The organism is Rhizobium sp. 18055, assembly GCF_902706285.1.
GTDB lineage: Bacteria > Pseudomonadota > Alphaproteobacteria > Rhizobiales > Rhizobiaceae > Rhizobium.
The window spans coordinates 338601-358331 of sequence record NZ_CACSKD010000001.1 but is presented as its reverse complement, the minus strand read 5'-3'; the positions used below and the strand labels follow the sequence as shown (position 1 = coordinate 358331).

The 19731-nt window shown below is 60.4% G+C and carries 16 protein-coding genes; 11 read left to right on the top strand and 5 right to left on the bottom strand.

All coding sequences use genetic code 11. From position 1 onward, the window contains the following. Positions 1–30: 30 nt before the first annotated feature. The 7 genes from pqqB (at position 31) to GVL52_RS01560 (ending at position 6223) form a co-directional block, all read left to right on the top strand. Complete coding sequence (pqqB, locus tag GVL52_RS01590) at positions 31–954, top strand: pyrroloquinoline quinone biosynthesis protein PqqB (protein ID WP_160003500.1); 924 nt, start codon at positions 31–33, stop codon at positions 952–954. Next, the gene (gene pqqC, locus GVL52_RS01585; RefSeq protein WP_160003499.1) at positions 938–1702 is read left to right on the top strand and encodes a pyrroloquinoline-quinone synthase PqqC; all 765 of its coding nucleotides are present in this window, start codon (positions 938–940) and stop codon (positions 1700–1702) included. The genes pqqB and pqqC overlap by 17 nt, the downstream gene beginning before the upstream one ends. After that, the gene (pqqD, locus tag GVL52_RS01580) at positions 1699–1995 is read left to right on the top strand and encodes a pyrroloquinoline quinone biosynthesis peptide chaperone PqqD (protein WP_160003498.1); all 297 of its coding nucleotides are present in this window, start codon (positions 1699–1701) and stop codon (positions 1993–1995) included. Before pqqC ends, pqqD begins: the two co-directional genes overlap by 4 nt. Then, a complete protein-coding gene (pqqE, locus tag GVL52_RS01575) occupies positions 1995–3122 on the top strand; it encodes a pyrroloquinoline quinone biosynthesis protein PqqE (RefSeq protein WP_160003497.1) in 1128 nt (375 codons plus the stop codon). The genes pqqD and pqqE overlap by 1 nt, the downstream gene beginning before the upstream one ends. Positions 3123–3453: 331 nt before the next feature. Continuing rightward, on the top strand, positions 3454–4428 hold the full coding sequence (locus GVL52_RS01570; RefSeq protein WP_200847738.1) for a 3'-5' exonuclease: 975 nt from the start codon (positions 3454–3456) through the stop codon (positions 4426–4428). A 168-nt stretch (positions 4429–4596) separates the two neighbouring features. Next, positions 4597–4743: a DUF1127 domain-containing protein gene (locus GVL52_RS01565; RefSeq protein ID WP_160003496.1), complete on the top strand. Its 147-nt coding sequence runs from the start codon at positions 4597–4599 to the stop codon at positions 4741–4743. Between the two features lie 457 nt (positions 4744–5200). Then, complete coding sequence (locus tag GVL52_RS01560; protein WP_160003495.1) at positions 5201–6223, top strand: LLM class flavin-dependent oxidoreductase; 1023 nt, start codon at positions 5201–5203, stop codon at positions 6221–6223. 98 nt (positions 6224–6321) lie between these two features. Here the strand turns inward: GVL52_RS01560 and GVL52_RS01555 are convergent, their stop codons facing one another. The 4 genes from GVL52_RS01555 to GVL52_RS01540 form a co-directional block, all read right to left on the bottom strand. Continuing rightward, positions 6322–8499, bottom strand: a complete 2178-nt coding sequence (locus tag GVL52_RS01555) for a glycosyltransferase (RefSeq protein ID WP_160003494.1) — start codon at positions 8497–8499, stop codon at positions 6322–6324. Next, positions 8484–9785, bottom strand: a complete 1302-nt coding sequence (locus GVL52_RS01550; protein WP_160003493.1) for a hypothetical protein — start codon at positions 9783–9785, stop codon at positions 8484–8486. Before GVL52_RS01550 ends, GVL52_RS01555 begins: the two co-directional genes overlap by 16 nt. 64 nt (positions 9786–9849) lie before the next feature. Further along, entirely contained in the window at positions 9850–11151 is a 1302-nt protein-coding gene (locus tag GVL52_RS01545; RefSeq protein WP_244619058.1) for an HlyD family secretion protein, read from the bottom strand. Between the two features lie 293 nt (positions 11152–11444). After that, on the bottom strand, positions 11445–11867 hold the full coding sequence (locus tag GVL52_RS01540; protein WP_244619057.1) for a MarR family winged helix-turn-helix transcriptional regulator: 423 nt from the start codon (positions 11865–11867) through the stop codon (positions 11445–11447). A 228-nt stretch (positions 11868–12095) separates the two neighbouring features. On the opposite strand from GVL52_RS01540, the gene GVL52_RS01535 reads away from it, so the two are divergent. Both GVL52_RS01535 and GVL52_RS01530 read left to right on the top strand, forming a co-directional pair. Next, the gene (locus GVL52_RS01535) at positions 12096–14174 is read left to right on the top strand and encodes an FUSC family protein (protein WP_160003490.1); all 2079 of its coding nucleotides are present in this window, start codon (positions 12096–12098) and stop codon (positions 14172–14174) included. A gap of 208 nt (positions 14175–14382) precedes the next feature. Beyond that, a complete protein-coding gene (locus tag GVL52_RS01530) occupies positions 14383–14826 on the top strand; it encodes a YbaN family protein (protein WP_306440345.1) in 444 nt (147 codons plus the stop codon). A gap of 76 nt (positions 14827–14902) precedes the next feature. On the opposite strand, the gene GVL52_RS01525 is transcribed toward GVL52_RS01530, so the two are convergent. After that, the gene (locus GVL52_RS01525; protein WP_160003489.1) at positions 14903–15793 is read right to left on the bottom strand and encodes an AraC family transcriptional regulator; all 891 of its coding nucleotides are present in this window, start codon (positions 15791–15793) and stop codon (positions 14903–14905) included. A 201-nt stretch (positions 15794–15994) separates the two neighbouring features. Here GVL52_RS01525 and GVL52_RS01520 point away from each other — a divergent pair, with 201 nt between their 5' ends. Beyond that, the gene (locus GVL52_RS01520; protein ID WP_160003488.1) at positions 15995–17461 is read left to right on the top strand and encodes an alpha-glucosidase/alpha-galactosidase; all 1467 of its coding nucleotides are present in this window, start codon (positions 15995–15997) and stop codon (positions 17459–17461) included. A 121-nt stretch (positions 17462–17582) separates the two neighbouring features. Next, positions 17583–19670: an ABC transporter substrate-binding protein gene (locus GVL52_RS01515; protein ID WP_160003487.1), complete on the top strand. Its 2088-nt coding sequence runs from the start codon at positions 17583–17585 to the stop codon at positions 19668–19670. The last annotated feature ends 61 nt before the right edge of the window (positions 19671–19731 follow it).

Genomic DNA, 19731 nt, shown 5'->3' with positions numbered 1-19731 from the left:
ATTTTGAGTTCGAATGTTAGAGGTCCGCGCGTGACAGATTCATCTGGCTTTCGCGGTCTGGTTCTTGGGGCCGCCGCGGGCGGCGGCCTTCCGCAATGGAATTGCGGTTGCCAGAATTGCCGCCTTGCGCGCGATCCGGCCTCCGGTGTCAGGCCACAATCGCAATCATCGCTGGCCGTCAGTCTTGACGGCGATAACTGGGCGATTTTGAACGCATCTCCCGATATCCGCCAGCAGATCGTCGACAACAGAGCCCTGCATCCCAGGATGCTGCGCGACAGTCCGATCAAGAGCGTGCTGATCACCAATGGCGACATCGACCATCTGGCCGGCCTGCTGATCCTGCGCGAGAAGCAGCCGCTGGATGTTTTCGTGACATCGGCGATCGGTGAGATCATCGATGACAACCCGGTGTTCCGCGCGCTCGATCCGGCGTTCGTCACGCGCTACAGCGTCGTGCTGGAGCGGCCTTTCTCGTTGCTGCCGGGACTTGAGGCGCGATTGTTTGCCGTTCCCGGAAAAGTGCCGCTCTTCATGGAAGATGGCGAGCCGGAGTTGCAGCTCGAAGGCGAGCAGACCGTTGGTGTCGAACTGACGGCGGGTGATGCGCGCGTCTACTACATTCCCGGATGCGCCCATATCAGCGACGCCCTGAAAAACCGGATCGATGGCGCTGATGCTCTGCTGTTCGACGGCACCGTTTTCACCGACGATGAGATGATTACGGTCGGCGTCGGCCAGAAAACCGGCCAGCGCATGGGCCACATGGCGATCAGCGGAGCGGACGGCAGCCTTTCGGCGCTGGCCGGGCTCGATATCGCCCAGAAAATGTATGTCCACATCAACAACACAAATCCGATCTGGCGCGCCGGACCCGAGCGCGACATGCTCGAGGAGAGCGGCTTCCACATCGGCTATGACGGCATGGAGATCGACTTTGACAGCAACACCTGACCGGCAGGCCTTCGAGGCGCGGCTGATGGCGATCGGCGCCGACCGCTATCACGACAAGCACCCATTCCACAAAATGCTACATGGCGGCCACTGCAGTATGACGCAGGTGCGCGCCTGGGTCATCAACCGCTACTGCTATCAGAGCCACATCCCGATGAAGGATGCCGCTTTCATGTCACGTCTTGAGGATGCCGACATGCGCCGCGCCTGGCGCTCGCGCATCGAAGACCACGATGGCGGCATCACCGAAGGCGGCGGTATCCGGCGCTGGCTGAAGCTTGCAGAAGCCGTCGGCCTCGATCCAGACTATGTCGCATCGGGCCGCGGTATCCTGCCGGCCACGCGCTTTGCGGTGCAGGCCTATGTCCATTTCGTCCGCGACAAGCCCTTGCTGGAAGCCGTCGCGGCATCCCTGACGGAGCTCTTTGCGCCGAAAATCCACGCCGACCGCATCACCGGCTTGCTGGAGCACTACGCCTTTGCCAACGAACAGGCGCTCTCCTATTTCCGGCAGCGCTTGAGCGAAGCGCCTGTCGATGTCGCCTTCGGTCTTGCCTATGTTCTCGACCATGCAAACACCCTGGAAAAGCAGGATGCAGCCGCAGCCGCGCTGACCTTCAAGACAGAGGTGCTGTGGGCGCAGCTCGACGCGCTGCATTTTGCCTATGTCACCCCGGCGCTGATCCCGCCGGGCGGCTGGGATGGGCGCGAAGGCGTTATCGGCGACCTGGAAGAGGCGGCCCAATGACCGGGGAAACCTCCGTTGCCATAACCGGCTCCATGATCGTCAAGCTTGCCCGCGGCGTCCGGTTGCGGCGCGATGACGTTCGCGGCCAGACTGTGCTGCTGGCACCGGAGCTTGCGATGGCGCTCGACGAGATTGCCATCAAGATCGTCGAAGCGCTCGACGGCAAGCGCAGCATCGATACCATAGCCGATGATTTCGCCGCAGAATTTCAGGCGCCGCGCGAGCAGATCGCGACCGACGTGCTGGCCTTCATTCGCGAACTCGCCAACCGCCGCATGCTGCAGGTATTGTGATGGGGATCGAGGGAAGCGCCGTCAAGCAATCGGTCGGAAAGCTGTCGTCGGTGGCACCGCCGCCAATGGCGCTGCTGGCCGAACTGACGCATCGCTGTCCTCTGGCCTGTCCCTACTGCTCCAATCCGCTGGAGCTCACCGGCATCAAGGAAGAATTGTCCACTGCAGAGTGGAGCCGCGTGTTTCAGGAAGCGGCAGCGATGGGTGTTCTCCATCTGCATCTGTCCGGCGGCGAGCCCGCATCGCGGCGCGATCTGGTCGAGCTGACGGCGGCCGGGGCTGCGGCAGGGCTCTACACCAACCTTATTACCTCAGGCGTTGGCCTCACCGAAAAGCGGCTGATGGAACTGGCGGATGCCGGTCTTGATCACGCACAGCTCTCGCTGCAGGGAACGACCCCCGATATGGCCGACCGCATTGGTGGCTACAAGGGCGGCTACGACCGCAAGATGGCGGTTGCCGGCTGGATCAAGGCAAGCGGCGTGCCGCTGACGGTCAATGCCGTCTGCCACAAGCAGAACATGGACCAACTCGACGACATGCTTGATCTCGCGGTCAAGCTCGGCGCCCGCAGGATAGAGATCGCGACCGTGCAGTTTCACGGTTGGGCCGAAAAGAACCGCGGCGCGCTGATGCCGACCCGCGAACAGGTCCTCAAGGCTAATGACACAGTTCTTGAGGCGCGCAAGCGTCTCGAAGGCATACTGGTGATCGACTATGTTCCTGCCGATCACCACTCGTCCTACCCCAAGGCCTGCATGGGCGGCTGGGGGCGGATCGGGCTGAATGTCACGCCATCGGGCCGGGTGCTGCCCTGCCATGCGGCCGAGACCATTCCCTCGCTGACATTCGACAATATCCGCGACAAGTCGCTTTCCGACATCTGGTATCATGGCGCAGCCTTCAATGCCTATCGCGGCGAAGACTGGATGCCGGACCTCTGCCGCAGCTGCGACCGCAAGGCGATTGACTTCGGTGGCTGCCGCTGCCAGGCCATGGCGCTCGCGGGAGACGCCAGCGCGACAGACCCGGTCTGCATCCGCTCGCCGTTGCGCGATGCGCTGACGCTACAGGCCGACAAGGATGCGGCGGCAATCCCGGGCGAGTTCGTCTATCGCGGCAGGTGAGCTGGGCGAACCCTATATCGCTGGTGTTGTTGATGTTGTCGCGACGACGTGGACTGGCCGCAGATTGAACTGTGCCCTGCCGTCTACTCTCGTAACCGGCGACTCAATCCTGGGCGGGTGCTTGTCCACAATTGATATGGTCCAGGCGGAACCATATCGTCGTCAATGTGCGATTGCTCTTGCCGCCGGTCTCAATTCTTCCATTGTTTTTTACGGGTATATCCGGACGATTCGCACGTGACGATGGCGCGATTGACCGACCTATGGTGCTCATCCTTCGAGCGCAGCGACGACATACATCAGGCATAGACGACGACAGAGATCAGTGGAAATGGCAGAGCAGTTCGACATGTTCACAGGCGGGGCAAATCAAGCTTCGGCCCAATCGGCTCGCAAGGCGCCATTGAAGCGCCCGGCGCCTGTCGAGATCAATGAGCAGGGTATGGTCGATTGCCTGCTGGAAACAGGGCGCTACCGGATACTCAAGAAGCTTGAGCCGCGCGCTGTCGCCACAACGGTCCGCCCTGGTTTCCCGCTCCGCGGTGTCATTCTCGATACCGAAACCACCGGCCTCAACCACCGCAAGGACGAGATCATCGAAATCGGCGCCATCGCCTTCACCTTCGACGAAGGTGGCAATATCGGCGATGTGACCAGCATTTACAGCGGATTGCAGCAGCCGACAGTCGCAATTCCATCCGATATCACCAAACTCACCGGCATCACCGACGACATGGTCGCCGGCCGATCGATCGATATCGCGGCGCTGAAAGCGCTGATAGACCCCGCCGATCTGATCATCGCTCACAATGCCGGTTTCGACCGGCCATTCTGCGAAGCCTTTTCGCCGATTTTTGCAGGCAAGGCATGGGCTTGCTCGAATGCCGAAGTCGATTGGTCGGCGCGCGGTTTCGAAGGTACGAAGCTTGGTTACCTCGTCGGTCAGGCCGGTTACTTTCACGAAGGCCACCGTGCCGTCGATGATTGTTTCGCGCTTCTGCAGGTGCTTGGGCAACAGCCGGATGCCGGTTCACGGACTGCGTTTGCTGAACTCTATGATGCCAGCCAGCGCGCACGCGTTCGCGTTTATGCCGAAAACAGCCCTTTCGATATGAAGGACCACCTCAAATCCCGCGGCTATCGCTGGTCGGATGGCAGTGATGGTCGTCCGAAATCCTGGTGGATCGAAGTGGACGACGCGGCTGTCGATGATGAACTCGGCTATCTCAGGGCAGAGATCTACCGCTGGCCGGATGCCGACCCGCCGATGAAGCGTCTGACGGCGTTCGATCGCTTCAGAGCCTGAGTTTTCAGCATTTGCGCATAAGCTGCCAACCGTTGCATTTCGCGCATGGGTGGCGTGAAGCATTGTCGCTGTTATCGGGCAGGGGAGGTCGCTATATTAGCGACATCAGAGGACGCCGGGGCCAATCAAGGTTGCTGACGTCAACGAACCTCAGGAAAGGGGATCATCATGAACGTAGCACGCAGCCTGAACAACTGGCGCAAGTACCGTCAGACGGTTACCGAACTTGGTCGCATGACCAACCGCGAACTCAGCGATCTCGGCATCGACCGTGGCGATATCCGCACCGTCGCCCGCGCTTCGATCGCTCGCTGATCTCACGATCATTCCGTCATTTTGCAGAACGCCCGCTCTTTTCAGAGCGGGCGTTCTGCGTTCCATATTGCAGTCATTGGGGGCGGATTTTCAGCTGTGCGCTTTGCGCATAACTGCACTGCAACAAAATGCCTCGAAATCGACCAGAATTTCAGTATAGTCAATTTCATCGAAGCGATGCACCTCCTCCCGCAAAGCTTCGTGGTTCAGACGACCCACTCCTCCTCCCAGGGACGTCTGAGGGAATAGCAGCACTCCTCCTCCCAGCTGCTGTTCGGTTCTTTTCGAAAGCCTGCCGCACCTCCTCCCGCGGCAGGCTTTTTCGATTCTGGAGGTTTGAAATTCGCCCTTGCCGCTCGTGTTGGAGTTGCTTCTCCGGTCGCACGTGCTGTATCGCGATGGCGAACTGTGCGATGAAACCCCAATCACGTTCCTTACGCTCCCACGGTGCAGATCCATGAAGAAAATCGGTTTCCTTTCATTCGGGCATTGGACGCCCTCGTCGCAATCGCAGACCCGCTCGGCAGGTGACGCGCTTCTTCAGTCGATCGATCTGGCCGTGGCGGCCGAGGAGCTTGGCGCCGACGGCGCCTATTTCCGCGCGCACCATTTCGCCCGGCAACTCGCCTCGCCGTTTCCGCTTCTGGCCGCGGTCGGTGCCAAGACCAGCCGGATCGAGATCGGCACTGGCGTCATCGACATGCGCTACGAGAACCCGCTTTACATGGCTGAGGACGCGGGTGCCGCCGACCTCATCGCCGGTGGCCGTTTGCAGCTCGGTATCAGCCGCGGCTCTCCCGAGCAGGTGATCGAGGGATGGCGCTACTTCGGCTATCAGCCGGAGGAGGGCGGTTCGGACGCCGATATGGGACGGCGGCATGCCGAAGTTCTGCTGGATGTGCTGCGCGGCGAAGGTTTTGGCCAGCCCAATCCGCGGCCGATGTTCCCCAACCCGCCCGGCCTTCTGCGTCTCGAGCCGCATTCCGACGGGTTGCGCGAACGCATCTGGTGGGGCTCCGGCTCGAATGCCACCGCGGTCTGGGCGGCAGAGCGCGGCATGAACCTGCAGAGCTCGACGCTCAAGGATGACGAGAGCGGACTTCCCTTCCACGTCCAGCAGGCCGATCAGATCCGCGTCTACCGGGAGGCATGGGCTGCAGCCGGACACAAGCGCACGCCGCGCGTCTCCGTCAGCCGCAGCATCTTTGCGCTGGTGGATGATCGTGACCGCGCCTATTTCGGCGGCAACGGCCAGGGTGACGACAAGATCGGGTTCATCGACGAGAAGACGAGGGCGATCTTCGGTCGCAGCTATGCCGCCGAGCCTGATGCGTTGATCGAGCAGCTTGCCAGGGATGAGGCGATCGCGGAAGCCGACACGCTGTTGCTGACCGTCCCGAACCAACTCGGCGTCGACTACAATGCCCATGTGATCGAGGCGATCCTGACGCACGTCGCGCCGGCGCTTGGCTGGCGCTGATATCTGAGATCTGACGCCAATCGAAGGCCCGTTCGATGTCGGCGGCCGTCAACGCCGGCGCATTCACCGCACCGATGCCGCGGCGTGAAATGGCGGGCTTATTCGCCCGCCATGGGTGGCGCGATGCCTTGTCCACCGATCTGCAGCAGCGGAACTTTTGGGGTGAAGAAACGCCGTTTTTGGACATTGCGGGATGCCTGCTTGACGTTCAGATTTGCCGCGATGGTGTAGGGCTCCGCCGTCCCGACAAATGTCGATGGGCGCGCGAACATGCGCTGGGTCAAACCCCGAATTGCTGCAAGCGGATAAGCGCGTGCAGGCATGACCTCCGGCATTTCGCTGAACAGCCGCTGGACCATCTTCTTCCTGATCTCTTCCGGATCTCTCTTGATATCCCAGTCATTCCGGCGGTCGCGGACGGCGACGATGGACATCGATATGCCGGACTTGCTCTTGTCGAGACTTTTCACCTGTCCGGCAACATCGAAGTCGGGGAATGGAGAGAAGATCAGGACGTCGCCGAGGCGCATCTTGCCGAGTTCCATTTCCTCCTTCATCGTGATCGCAGCGGTGTTCACCGAGATCGTATCGATCATGCATGGCAAGGACCTGCCGCCGCCCGCAACATGCCCCTCGCGTGCCAGCGTCAGCTCCAGCTTGTCCAGTGGTGCGCGCGGAAGCTCGATGCAGACAAGCATGGAGACGAAGGCATATACCATCACGACCATGCCCCAGGCGACGCTGAAGCCGTCGAGATCGTTGTAGGTTCCCATCAGCGGACCGTTCAGCATGCCGATGAATGTCAGAACAATGATGCAGAAGAACGTGGCGGCGATCGGATAGAGGATTTCGACGCGCCCGCGATCCTCACCCTTGGCCGTTACCTTGAAGGGGCGCCCGAAGGGATGGAACAGCGCATGGACGAGCGCAATGGTGATCGGGATCGCCGAGACCATCTGCGAGACCTCCGTGAACAAAGGCAGGCTGCGGCGCCCGGAGACCCACGAGTGGAACGCCCACATGCCAGCCACCATCGGCAGCGCATAAAGGAAGAATGCCTCAGGCTCCATCCGGATCGCCGGCAGGCCGAGGAAGTAGTACAGCAGCGGGGCTGCCATCAACAGCAGAATGAACGGCCGGCAAAACCAGAAAAGCAGGCCGTGGAAATAGTGCAGGCGCTGCATCATGCTGTAGCCACGGCCGAAGAACGGTCCGTCCTTCAGAAGCGCGACCTGTATGGTGCCGAGGCACCAGCGGCAACGCTGGGTGATATAGCCGGACAGGCTCTCTGCCGACAGGCCGACGCTGAGGCGCTCGTTCAGCCAGCGGGTCTTCAGGCCCTTCTGCATCAGCCGGTAGGTCAGGTGAATGTCTTCGGTCACGGTCTCCTGCGGCATGCCGCCGATCAGGGCCAGGGCATCGCGGCGAACGATGCAGGAGGTTCCGACGCAGAAGGCGGCGCCCCATCCATCCTTCGATGGCTGCATGACGTCGAAGAAGATGCGCTGATCGTCGACCCAGGCCTTTGAAGCCAGCAGGTTATGCTGAACCGGGTCCGCATTGTAGTAGAACTGCGGTGTCTGGATCAGGCCGATCTCGGTATCGACGAACTGGCCGACAGTGCGCTTCAAAATACCGCGCTGGGGCGCAAAGTCGGCGTCGAGAATAAGAATGAAGGGCGCGTTCGTCTCTTCGGCCGACTGTCTGATCGCGTTGTTGATATTGCCGCCTTTGGCGCCGATATTGTCGCCGCGCCGCAGATATTTCACACCGATCTCAAGGCAATAGTCTTCCAGCCAGTCGCGGCGTCCGTCGTCCAGCACCCAGACCGTGAAGTTGCTGTAGTCGATTGCCTTGGCGGCAAGAATTGTCCGCTCGAGAATCGACAGTTCTTCATTGTAGGTGCAGATGAACACATCGACCGCGGGGTGCCGTGGTGTCCGATCGATCAGCGCTTCGCTTTCATCCGCGGCGCCGCTGTGGTTGGTGCGCCGGAAGAAGAAGATGATCGACAGGACCGTATAGAAGATCACCACGACTTCGAAGGAGAGGTAGATCCGCGGCCAGATGGCGTAGGCGCTCCATTCGAAATCCGGCAAGGTCTTGGTGACGCGGAAATAGAGATAATTCAACAGCATGACGATCAGGATCGTGCCGAAGATGGCCCGGTCCTTGCCGCGGTTGCTATCAAGCAGCCATGCGCATCCGAGGATCAGCACGATTGCCAGCATCGAGAACAGAATACTGTCCGACAGTGTGACTACTTCGGGGGACATGGACTATCCTTGCTGCTCGGCGTCTGGCCTGCGCGGCCGACAAATGGGTTGAGGTCGAGAGCGGCCAGGACAGCCCAGCCGGTCGCGCCGATATGCGGCAGACGGTAGTATTTGAAATCGCCGGGAGCCGAGTTCGGCCCCACTTGAAGGCCAGTGGTCAGCTGTTCGTTTTCCGTGGCGTAGACAAGACCCCCAGGCGCCATCTGCGCCGCGATGGTCGTGAACAACGGCTCGGCCTTGTCGGGATGGCCGGTCAGTCGCAGCACCAGCGCCGCCTGCGCGGTACCTTCCAGCCACACGCCGTCGCGGTCGCTGTTGAAATCGTAGCCACCCTCGACGCCGTGGTTGAGATCGGTCCATTCCATGACCCGGTCGGCCTTGGATTTGAAATCAGGAACGGCGATCAGCGGCCAAAGCTGGGCGTCCAGCCCCGACATGGCGACGTTCGGCGCATTGCTGTTCTCGGCGCTGCCGATATAAAATCGACCTTCGCCGTCGTTCCACATGACTTTGAGAAAATCCAGCGCGCTTTCTCCATCATGGCTCCAGTCACCGCCCGCATCGACGCGCGCGAGCCAGCTGTCTGCAGCATAGACATCGAGATTGTGCTCCGTCGATTTCCACGTCATCCGGTCGGGTGTCGGTTCGTGGCCGAAGAAGCCGCCGAAGTAGCCGACATTCTTCGGATCCGTGGTGCTGCGATGGATCCAGTCCATGATCTTTTGCGCAGCATCAAGATAGGCCTGCTGATCTGTCTCCTCATATGCCATCAGCAGTGCCAGGGCGCCCCATGCCGTGCTGCCGGTCGCGGTTCCGACCTGGTAGCCGTCCTCGATCCAGGAGTTGCTGGCGGTGTTCCAATATCCGGGTAGCAGCATGCCTTCCTTGCCGGGGATCACTGGTCCCGACCGATAGGCATTGCGCAGGCGTCCATCGTGATAATGCCGGTCTGTCTCAAGTGCCACGACCAACGCATCGGCAACGCGTTTGGCCTCGGCTTTTCGCTGGCAGCCGTAAAGCGCCATCATCGCCAGTGCGTTGTCATAGGTGAATCCGGTATTTTCCAGCGCCGGGTGAAGCGCCGAGCCGCCGTTTGACGGCTCGAAGCTTCGGAACACGAAAGGCTGCTCAACTTCGCCGCTCATCTTGGCCGCCAAGCCGTCGCAAAGCTTGCAGGCAAGCTCATTGTGCGACCCATCTGCGGCCTGCGCCACGTCGCCTGTCGATGCGACAGCGAGCATGGCTCCTCCGATCAGCGCAAGCACCGCATGCCTGATATTATGCATCAGCCATCTTATCCGCTTCATTTCTGCCCCTCGCGATACGCAGACAAACGTCGGGCTCAGCTTCCTATGGTGTTGCAGTCTTGGTGGACGGGAGACGCGGTCCGGTGGACTTGTCCAGAGACGTGGATGCAGAGAGTATGCCGGCCGGCGAAGCAAGGCTTGCGACTGCGGCTCTCGAGTAGCGTGCGATGCGCGACGTGATCGTTTCGCCGAGGGAAACAATGACGTCCTCGCCCACATGGCATCCGAAGAACTTGTCGTTGTTCTGCTGGGCGACGCTACCGTCTTCGGCCGTCGGCTCATCGACCTTGACCAGAACATAGACCTCGTGGCCCTCTGCTTCCGGGAACTTCGCAAAGTAGCGGTTTTCAGGCCCCGAGTTGAAGTACCGGACGATCTTATAGATATGACCGCTTCGCTTGACGCCGAGGCTGCGGAAATTGACCATCGCCGGCATGCCGATCTCAAGCCCGGTTACATCGCGGCTTCTATAGACCGCGGCGGCAAACGCCTCGGTGCAGTCGAGCGACTTGGCCACAGGCTGGCCCTGCATGACGAAATCGCCGAATGAGGCGTCGACGCTGACGATCTGTCCGTGGCGTTCAGCGGTGACTTCGGCGGCGCCGGTCTTGCCCAATCGCCCTTCTTCGCGGCCAATCAGATTGTCGACCTGAATCTTGCGTTCGCTCATCTGGTTCAGCTCGATATTGTCTTCGGCAATATCGCCGGCAAGCTTCGTGCGCTGCATCTCGAGTGTCAGCAGATTGGCGGCAACCGTGCCGCCAGTGTAGATATCGCGCCCGACGAGTGACTGGACGATCTCGTTGCGACGCAACTCGCCCTTGGCGGATTCAAGCTCGGCTTGAGCCGCATTTCGCTTCTGGCGCTGCGGCTCCAGGCTGGCGTCGGACACCATCTTTTTCTTCAGCATCACCAGTTGTCGCTGCAGAAGTGCGTCCTGCTCGCTGAGGCGGGCCTGATAGGTCTGCACGTTGAATTGGGAGTTGTCGATCACTGCAGCCAGTTCGCTCAGCACCCCGGCCTTGACGCTTTCGATCTGGACCTTGACCTTGTTAAGCTGTTCGGTGCGCTCGGCCACTACGCTCGTCGTGTTGGCGAGCTTTTCCGCGAGGTCCAGCTTCTCGAGCCGGAGCCCGGTCAGGGACGTCTGGTCTTGGTTGGGGTTTGAAACCGTGGCCATCACGTCGCCAAGATTGACGACCTGTCCAACCTGCAAGGAAATTTTGTCCACCCTGCCGTAAATCGGCGAGGCAATCATTTGCACGGGAGCGTTGATCACCGCACGTGTCGATACGATGAAGAACTGGTTGGGGATCATCGCCATGGCGATGATGAAAATCAGCATAAATGCGAAGGCATATCCAAGAATTCGCGATACGAAAAGTATCTTGTGATCTCGCTGATCAAGACCAGTAGTTGCGTTTTGCATTGTCCTTCAATCCTGACATCATCATGGTGCAGGTACACTGAAGGGCGTTCCCCCGGTATAGTATTATATGCTTTGCCTAACGTTTATAACACTAATTCCTCTCAGGCAATAGCTTGCATTCCAGTCACATTCCGATTGAGCGACGATTTCTGCTTTGCGACGCGAAGTGTTGCGGAAAGGTCTCGGATACCCTGTTGTCTGCTGGAGGCTCAACCAGTGGAAGAGTATTGACTACTTGCACGGACGATCGCATCGAATACTCGGTGCGCTGCCTCGATATCGCTGTCGTCGATATTATGGAGGACCCTGTCTCTCAAGGAGCCGATCACCAGTTCCACGCGATCAGCCAATTCTTGTCCCTGCGTCGTCAACCATATGGTGTTTGCTCGCCGATCCCCGGTGTCTTCTCTGCGTTCGACATGGCCGCTCGCGTTCATTTCGTCCAAAAGCCGAACGAGAGACTGGCTTGCCAGCCCGAGGCTTTCGGCGAGTTGGACCTGCCTTGCGCCGCCGCCGGAGCGGCTGATCCATAGCAGCAGATTTGCACGCGACGACGATATGCCGTCGTCTGCGAGCGCCTTTTCCGCCATCCGCTTCCAGACGCTGCCGGCCTGCAGCAGGCCGGATGTCACCGCGGCCCTTCGGGTCAAAGTCCTCGAATGCTCGTCCGCCATATCTGCCCCTTTTTCGCAACGCACTCCGTTGCATGAAAAGCGCTAGCGGGAGGGCGCGAGTGAGTAAAGCATATTGTGTCGTTTTGGATTGTATGCAAATAATACGTATACGATGTAAATACCGCTGGCGGACGGATACGTCTCCGACCGTTTTCCGGCGACCGAGAAGCGGCCTTTCTCAAGCATATGGCAACCAACAAACTCACCTGGGTTCCCGATTTCTGGGACATGGTTTTTTCGATCAAGACCTTCGCGGCAGCTGTGCTCGCGCTGTTCATTGCGCTGTGTTTTGACCTACCCAATCCCTATTGGGCGTTCACCACCGTCTATATCGTGGCAAATCCGCTCTCGGGGGCAAGCACGTCCAAGGCTGCCTACCGGTTGATCGGGACCGCGGTCGGTGGTGCGGTGACGATCGTCCTCGTGCCCAACCTGGTCAATTCACCTGAACTTCTGACGCTTGCGGTCGCCCTGTGGGTTGGTGGTTGTCTGGCGGTCAGCCTGCTTGATCGCACGCCGCGCAGCTACAGCTTCATGCTGGCGGGCTATACGGTTGCACTCGCCAGCTTCCCGTTGGTGGCCAATCCTGAAAATGCCTTCACCTATGCCACGTCGCGAGTGATCGAAATCTCGGTGGCGATCATTTGCACTGCGCTGATCAACCGGTTGGTTTTCCCCCGTCACGCCGGTCCCATATTGGCATCGCGCATCGACGCATGGCTGAAGGATGGCTCGGCTCTGGTCGTGGCAGCGCTGGCGGGGCGTTCTGCCGATCCGACCTTGGCAAAGACCACCCGGCGCCTTGCTGCCGAGGCGGCCGATATACGGATGTTCACGACGCATGTCTCCTACGACACGTCCACCCATCGCCAGCTTGTCGGCCGATCGCGCGAGCTGCAGGTCTTGATGGTAACGCTCCTGCCGGTCATTTCCGGCCTTGCTGATGTCCAGTTGGCAATGGCGAGAGCCGGGCATCTGCCAACCGACAAGACAGAACGCCTGATCAAAGAGGTCACGTCATGGCTGAACAGCGGTGATGCGCTGCCGGAGGAACAACGCCTGTCCATGCTGGCGCAGCTGACGGCGCTCAAGCGGCAGGCGAATGCATCATCCGATTGGCAGGGGCTCCTGATTCTGGATTTCAGTGCACATCTGCGCGATGTGCTGCAAATATGGAGCGATTGTCTCGCACTTCGCCAGGAAATTGCCTCCGGCGCAAGGTATCCGCGCAGCCGCTTCAATCGGCGCTTCGGCGAAAACACCGAACGGCCCATTCACAGGGATTATGGCATGGCGCTGTTCTCCGGTTTCTCCGCCGCACTTGCGATTATCCTGGGAACGGCGTTCTGGATCATGACCGGCTGGAGCAGCGGCGGCGGAGCGCCTGTCATTGCGGGCATTCTGATCTGCTTCTTCGCGACGATGGACAATCCCACGCCGATCATACGGAAGTTCCTCACCTACTCCTTGTTTGCCATGGCTTTGAGCTTCATATTTATCTTCTCGGTTATGCCGCTGCTCAATGGCTTCTCTTCTTTGGCGCTGGCTCTCGCCTTTCTCTTTCTGCCGCTCGGGCTGCTGATCGCAAAGCCCTCGACGTTCCTGATCGGCATGGGGATATCTACCAACATCCCAACGATGCTGACGCTGCAGTCGCGGCCAAGTCTTGATCTCGCGTCTTTCGTGAACACAAATCTCGCCACCGTTCTCGGAACGATCCTGGCTCTTGGCGTAGCGTCCATTGTCCGGTCGGTTGGCAGCGAATGGAGCGCGCGGCGCCTGCTGCGGGCTGGATGGGCGGATATATCCGGCGCGGCGCGCAGGTCGCAGACTCCGGATCTTCAGCGCCTGCTTCACAGGATGCTCGACAGGATCTCCCTTCTTGCTCCGCGTATGGCTTCGATTCCGGGAGACTCTCCGATCCTTGCCAGCGATATGCTGAAAGACACACGTGTCGGGATCAATGTGATTGGGCTGCAGGGCCAGAAGGGGCTGCTGCTGCGCGATGAACGACAAGCCGTTGATGCCGTTCTCGATGCCATCGGGACGTATTACCGGGATCGGCGGCGTCTGACGGAAGCCCAGCCCGGACGGGAGTTGCTTATCGCCCTCGACAAATCTCTCGATGCCGTTCAATCGCCCGCCGGGTCGTCAGCGGCACAGGCGACCCGCATGGCTCTGGTTGCCCTTCGTCACAACCTGTTTCCCGATGCGCCGGAATTCCGTGCTGTGCGGCCTGACGCGTTGGGGCAGGCCGCGGAATGACGAGGCTGCAGCCGACGTCGTCCTCGGGCGGGTCGGCACCTTGCCAACCGTCTGATGCACACGCTTGGCGAGCCATTCCGTCGATAAACGTTGGGCAGCGGCCACCTGCTGCTTCCGCGTGGCGGTCAGCGCATCGTCATGCCGCGACGCTCGACGGCGCGAGGGAAAGGCGCTATCCACACCATCTAACCTGGATTGGAAGGCAATCGTGACGCCTGGCCGCATCACCTCTTATACTTTGCGCGCAGGATACCTGGTCCTTGGCATATTGATGCTGGTACTCGCCTTCATCGGCGCGCTGCTGCCGCTGATGCCGACGACCATTTTCCTGATCCTCGCCGTATGGTGCTTTACCCGCTCGTCGCCGCGTCTGGAAGCCTGGGTGCTCAACCACCCGAGGTTCGGGCCAACCTTGCGGGCGTGGCGCGACCAGGGGGCGATTTCGGGGCGCGCCAAAGCCATGGCGCTGATCGGCATGCTCTCTGGCTACGTGATCTTCTTTGTCACTGTCAGGCCCGGGCTGGTGCTCGCGCTCTCTGTCGGGATTTTGATCGCCTGCTGTGCCGCTTATGTCGGTTCGCGACCGCTGCCATCGACAAAGCCGGTCTCGGATAGCGGTCCTGATGATCAGCCAGAAAAGCTCGCGGAGTGAACAGACCGAAGCGCGCCGCGCACGTTATTCCCGCGCCGCATGTCGTCCCGGCTGTTCCCAGCCGTCAATGCTGGCGTCAGCGGACCTTGCCGACGCTGGCATACATGCCGGTGGTGCGGAATTCCGTCGGGTTGGTGCCGTAGACACGGCGAAACACCTTGGAGAAATAGTTGGCATCCTCGAAGCCGGAGCGGATCGCCACCTCCTTGACCGGCATGTTGGCGGTCTTCGTCAACAGCTTGACGGCGCGCTTCAGCCGCTTCTGCAGCACGTACTCGGCCGGTGGCAGGCCCTCGTTTGCCGCAAACATCCGCGAGAAATGCGCCCGGCTGAGGCCTGCTACATTGGCGAGGTCCTCGACGGGCAGGGGCTTTTCCAGATTGTCGGTGATGTAGTCGATGACATGCTGCATGGTCCGGTATTCCTCGCTGAACACCGGGTGTGAGCCGAACACGTCGTCATAGAGCGCCATGGCGGATTCATACGCTATCGCAGAGGCCAGCCCTGGCGTCTCGGCGCCGTTGATCAGGCGCAGGCTGCAGTCGGCGAGATGCTCGATCGTCTGCGGCTGGAGCTTGAGGATCGGCCCCGTCACCGCCAGGATGGAGCGGTGGATGCGCAGTGCCTCGTCGCCGTTCATCGATATCCAGAAGAACTCCCAGCTGTCGCCGTCATCGAGCCAGTAGCGATGATTGTGCGGCACCAGCACCAGCAGCGTTTCTCCTTCTTTGACCCGCAGCGTGCGATTCTCGTAGCGCAGATTCCCCGCGCCGCTGATCGTGTGCTGCAGCACGGTGAATGGTGTCTGGCCGCGCTTGCGGCCGTCCCAGTCATAGGTGGCATCCCTGCGCTGCTCGTAACCCGTGCTGGTGGGCATGGTGTGCAGGGATTGTCGGCCGCGCGGCAGCGAAACGGTCCGCATCGCCGGTCCGTTGTCGATCAATTTCTGCAGCACAGAATTACCCATGAAAGCATAATCCTTCTCTGGCGGCCTCGCCGAATATACGCATAATCCGCCCCAAGAGAGAGAGCACCGCCTGCACAGAGGAGCAGCGGGGAGGAGAATAAGCCGGATTTCTGGCCTTTTTTGGCCCGGCGCGCAAGTCTGGGTCTAATTCTTCTTCTCGTCATCCATTGCCGGCATTCTGATCGCATCGAGGTAAAGATCATGAGTTTCAAAATCGCTATCATCGGCGCTGGCAGCGTCGGCTTCACGAAAAAGCTATTCACGGACATCCTGTGCGTTCCTGAATTTCAGGACGTCGAGTTCGCGCTCACCGACATGAGCGAACACAATCTGCAGATGATCAAGCAAATCCTTGACACGATCGTCTCGTCCAACAAGCTGCCAACCAAGGTGACGGCGACGACCAACCGCCGCGAGGCGCTGAGCGGTGCACGCTACATCATCAGCTGCGTGCGTGTTGGCGGTCTCGAAGCCTATGCCGACGATATCCGTATTCCGCTGAAATACGGCATCGACCAGTGCGTCGGTGACACGATCTGTGCGGGCGGCATTCTCTATGGCCAGCGCAACATTCCCGTCATCCTCGACTTCTGCAAGGACATCCGCGAGGTCGCCGAGCCCGGCGCGAAGTTCCTGAATTACGCAAACCCGATGGCCATGAACACCTGGGCTGCGATCGAATACGGCAAGGTCGATACGGTCGGCCTGTGCCACGGTGTGCAGCATGGCGCCGAACAGATCGCCGAGGTGCTTGGCGCCAAGTCGCTCTCCGAACTCGATTACATCTGCTCGGGCATCAACCACCAGACATGGTTCGTCGATCTGCGCCTCAACGGCCGCAAGATCGGCAAGGACGAGCTGGTTGCCGGCTTCGAGGCGCATCCGGTGTTCTCGCAGCAGGAAAAGCTGCGTATCGACGTGCTGAAGCGCTTCGGCGTCTACTCGACCGAGAGCAACGGCCACCTGTCGGAGTACCTTCCCTGGTACCGCAAGCGGCCGGAAGAGATCACCAAGTGGATCGACATGTCCGACTGGATCCACGGCGAAACCGGCGGCTATCTGCGCCACTCCACCGAGACCCGCAACTGGTTCGAGACGGAATTCCCGCAGTTCCTGGCATCCGCCGAAGAACCGATCGACGTGTCGAAGCGTTCGAACGAGCATGCCAGCCATATCCTTGAGGCACTGGAAACCGGTCGCGTCTACCGCGGTCACTTCAACCTGAAGAACAACGGCGTCATCGCCAACCTGCCAGCCGATGCGATCATCGAATCGCCCGGCTTCGTCGATCGCTTCGGCATCAACATGGTCTCCGGCATCACCATTCCGGAAGCCTGCGCTGCCACCTGCATGGCATCGATCAACGTCCAGCGCATGTCGGTTCATGCGGCCGTCACCGGTGATATCGATCTCCTGAAGCTCGCCGTGCTGCATGACCCGCTGGTCGGTGCGGTCTCGACACCTGAGGAGGTTTGGCAGATGGTCGATGAAATGGTCGTCGCCCAGGCCCGTTGGCTGCCGCAATATGCAGACGCCGTTCCGGCCGCCAAGGAGCGACTGACGAAGTCCACGGTCAAGACCCGCGACTGGGCCGGTGCGGCACGCCGCAATGTTCGCTCGATCGACGAGTTGCGTGCCGAGAAGGCGGCGCTGAAGCAGGCCGTATAATTTCCCGGAGGACGGGTGGCGATGGGGCTCCGGGAGGGAACCCATCGCCGCAAGCCCGTCTCCGGATCGTTTGAGGAGAACCGGGGTCGCCCAAAGCGCCTCGTAACAAGAGGGAGAGACGATGAGAAATTTCCGCAACATCGGCGTGCTTGCCGGACTGGCGCTGAGTGTGTCGGTCTCGGCTTTGAGCGCATACGCCGCCGATCCGAGCGCTCCGCCGGTTCCGCCGCAGTTTCCGGCCGAAGGCAAGATCAAATACGTATCCAGAGATTCGATCGAGGAATTCAAGGCGCTGCCTGAATATCACGAGCCGGATTGGGTCACGAAGAATTTCGTCGATAGCGGCAAGCTGCCGCCGGTCAAGGACCGCCTGCCCAAGGAACCGCTGGTCTTCAAGACCGACAACATGGTGGATGGCGTCGGCGTCTATGGCGATACGCTGCGCCACGTCATCGGCGGCCGGCCGGAAGGCTGGAACTATGGCGCCGGCCAGACACAGGGCTGGGGCGGCATCGACATCGGCCTCTCCGAGTGCCTGACGCGCACCGCACCGCTGTTCCAGGTTGAGGCCAAGGACACCGAACCGTTGCCGAACCTTGCCAAGAGCTGGGATTGGTCGGAAGACGGCCACAAGCTGACGATGCATCTGGTCGAAGGTGCCAAGTGGTCCGACGGCGCGCCTTTTGGTGCTGACGACATCATGTTCTACTGGGAAGACGAAGTCGTTGATCCGAACGTCTCGCCGCTCGGCGGTGGCGCCTCGCCGGAAGCGTTCGGTATCGGCACGACGCTGAAGAAGATCGATGATTACACCGTCGAGTGGACCTTCAAGGAAGCCTTCCCGAAGCAGTATCTCTACACGATGGCCTACCCGAATTTTTGCCCGGGCCCATCGCATATCCTGAAGCCGCAGCATCCGAAGTATTCAAAGAACACCTACGACCAGTTCAAGAATGCGTTCCCGCCCGAGTTCATGAACATGCCGGTCATGGGGGGCTGGGTGCCGGTCGAATATCGTGCGGACGATATCATCGTCATGCGCCGCAACCCTTACTACTGGAAGGTCGACGAGAAGGGCAACCAGCTGCCTTACCTCAACGAGCTGCACTACAAGCTCTCCACCTGGGCTGACCGTGACGTGCAGGCCGTTGCCGGCTCAGGCGACATTTCCAACCTGGAGCAGCCGGAGAACTTCGTCGCGTCGCTGAAGCGCGCCGCCGACAAGACCGCACCTGCTCGCCTTGCCTTCGGTCCGCGCCTGATCGGCTACAACATGCGCATGAACTTCTCGGCCAATGGCTGGGGCGAACCCGATTCACGCAGCCAGGCGATCCGGGAGCTGAACCGCAACGAGGACTTCCGCAAGGCCATCACCATGGCGCTAGACCGCAAGGCGATCGGTGACTCGCTGGTCAAGGGTCCGTTCACGGCGATCTATCCGGGCGGCTTGTCGTCAGGCACCAGCTTCTACGATCGCAACTCGGTGGTCTACTATCCGTTCGATCTCAAGGGCGCCAAGGCGCTGCTCGAAAAGGTCGGGCTGAAGGATACGGACGGCGATGGCTTCGTGAACTTCCCGGCTGCGACCGAAGGCGGCAAGAACCTCGAAGTCGTGCTTCTCGTCAACAACACCTACACGACAGACAAGAGCCTTGCTGAAGGCGTGGTGGGGCAGATGGAGAAGCTCGGGATCAAGGTCATCATCAATGCGCTTGATGGGCCGAAGCGCGACGACGCCCATTACGGCGGCCGTTTCGACTGGCTGATCCAGCGCAACCCGACGGAGCTTGCCTCCGTGGTGCAGAACACCGAGCAGCTCGCTCCCGTGGGTCCGCGCACCAGCTGGCAGCACCGCGCCGGCAAGGACGACAAGCTTGACCTGATGCCTTACGAGCAGCAGCTGGTCGAAGTCGTCAACAAGTTCCGCACCAGCCAGGACAATGACGAGCGCGTCGCCCTGATGAAGCAGTACCAGAAGATCGCGACCGAGAATGTCGATACGGTCGGCCTCACGGAATATCCGGGTGCGCTGATCATCAACAAGCGCTTCTCGAACGTGCCCGAGGGTACTCCGATCTTCATGTTCAACTGGGCCGAAGATTCCGTCATCCGCGAACGTCTGTGGGTGGCTGCCGACAAGCAGGGCAAGTTCGAGCTGTTCCCACAGCAGCTGCCCGGCAAGCCCGGCGAAAAAGGCCCGATCAACTAAGCGTTCCCCTCCCAAAAAACATGACCGGCCGCGCGTGATGCGCGGCCGGCGAAGATCAACA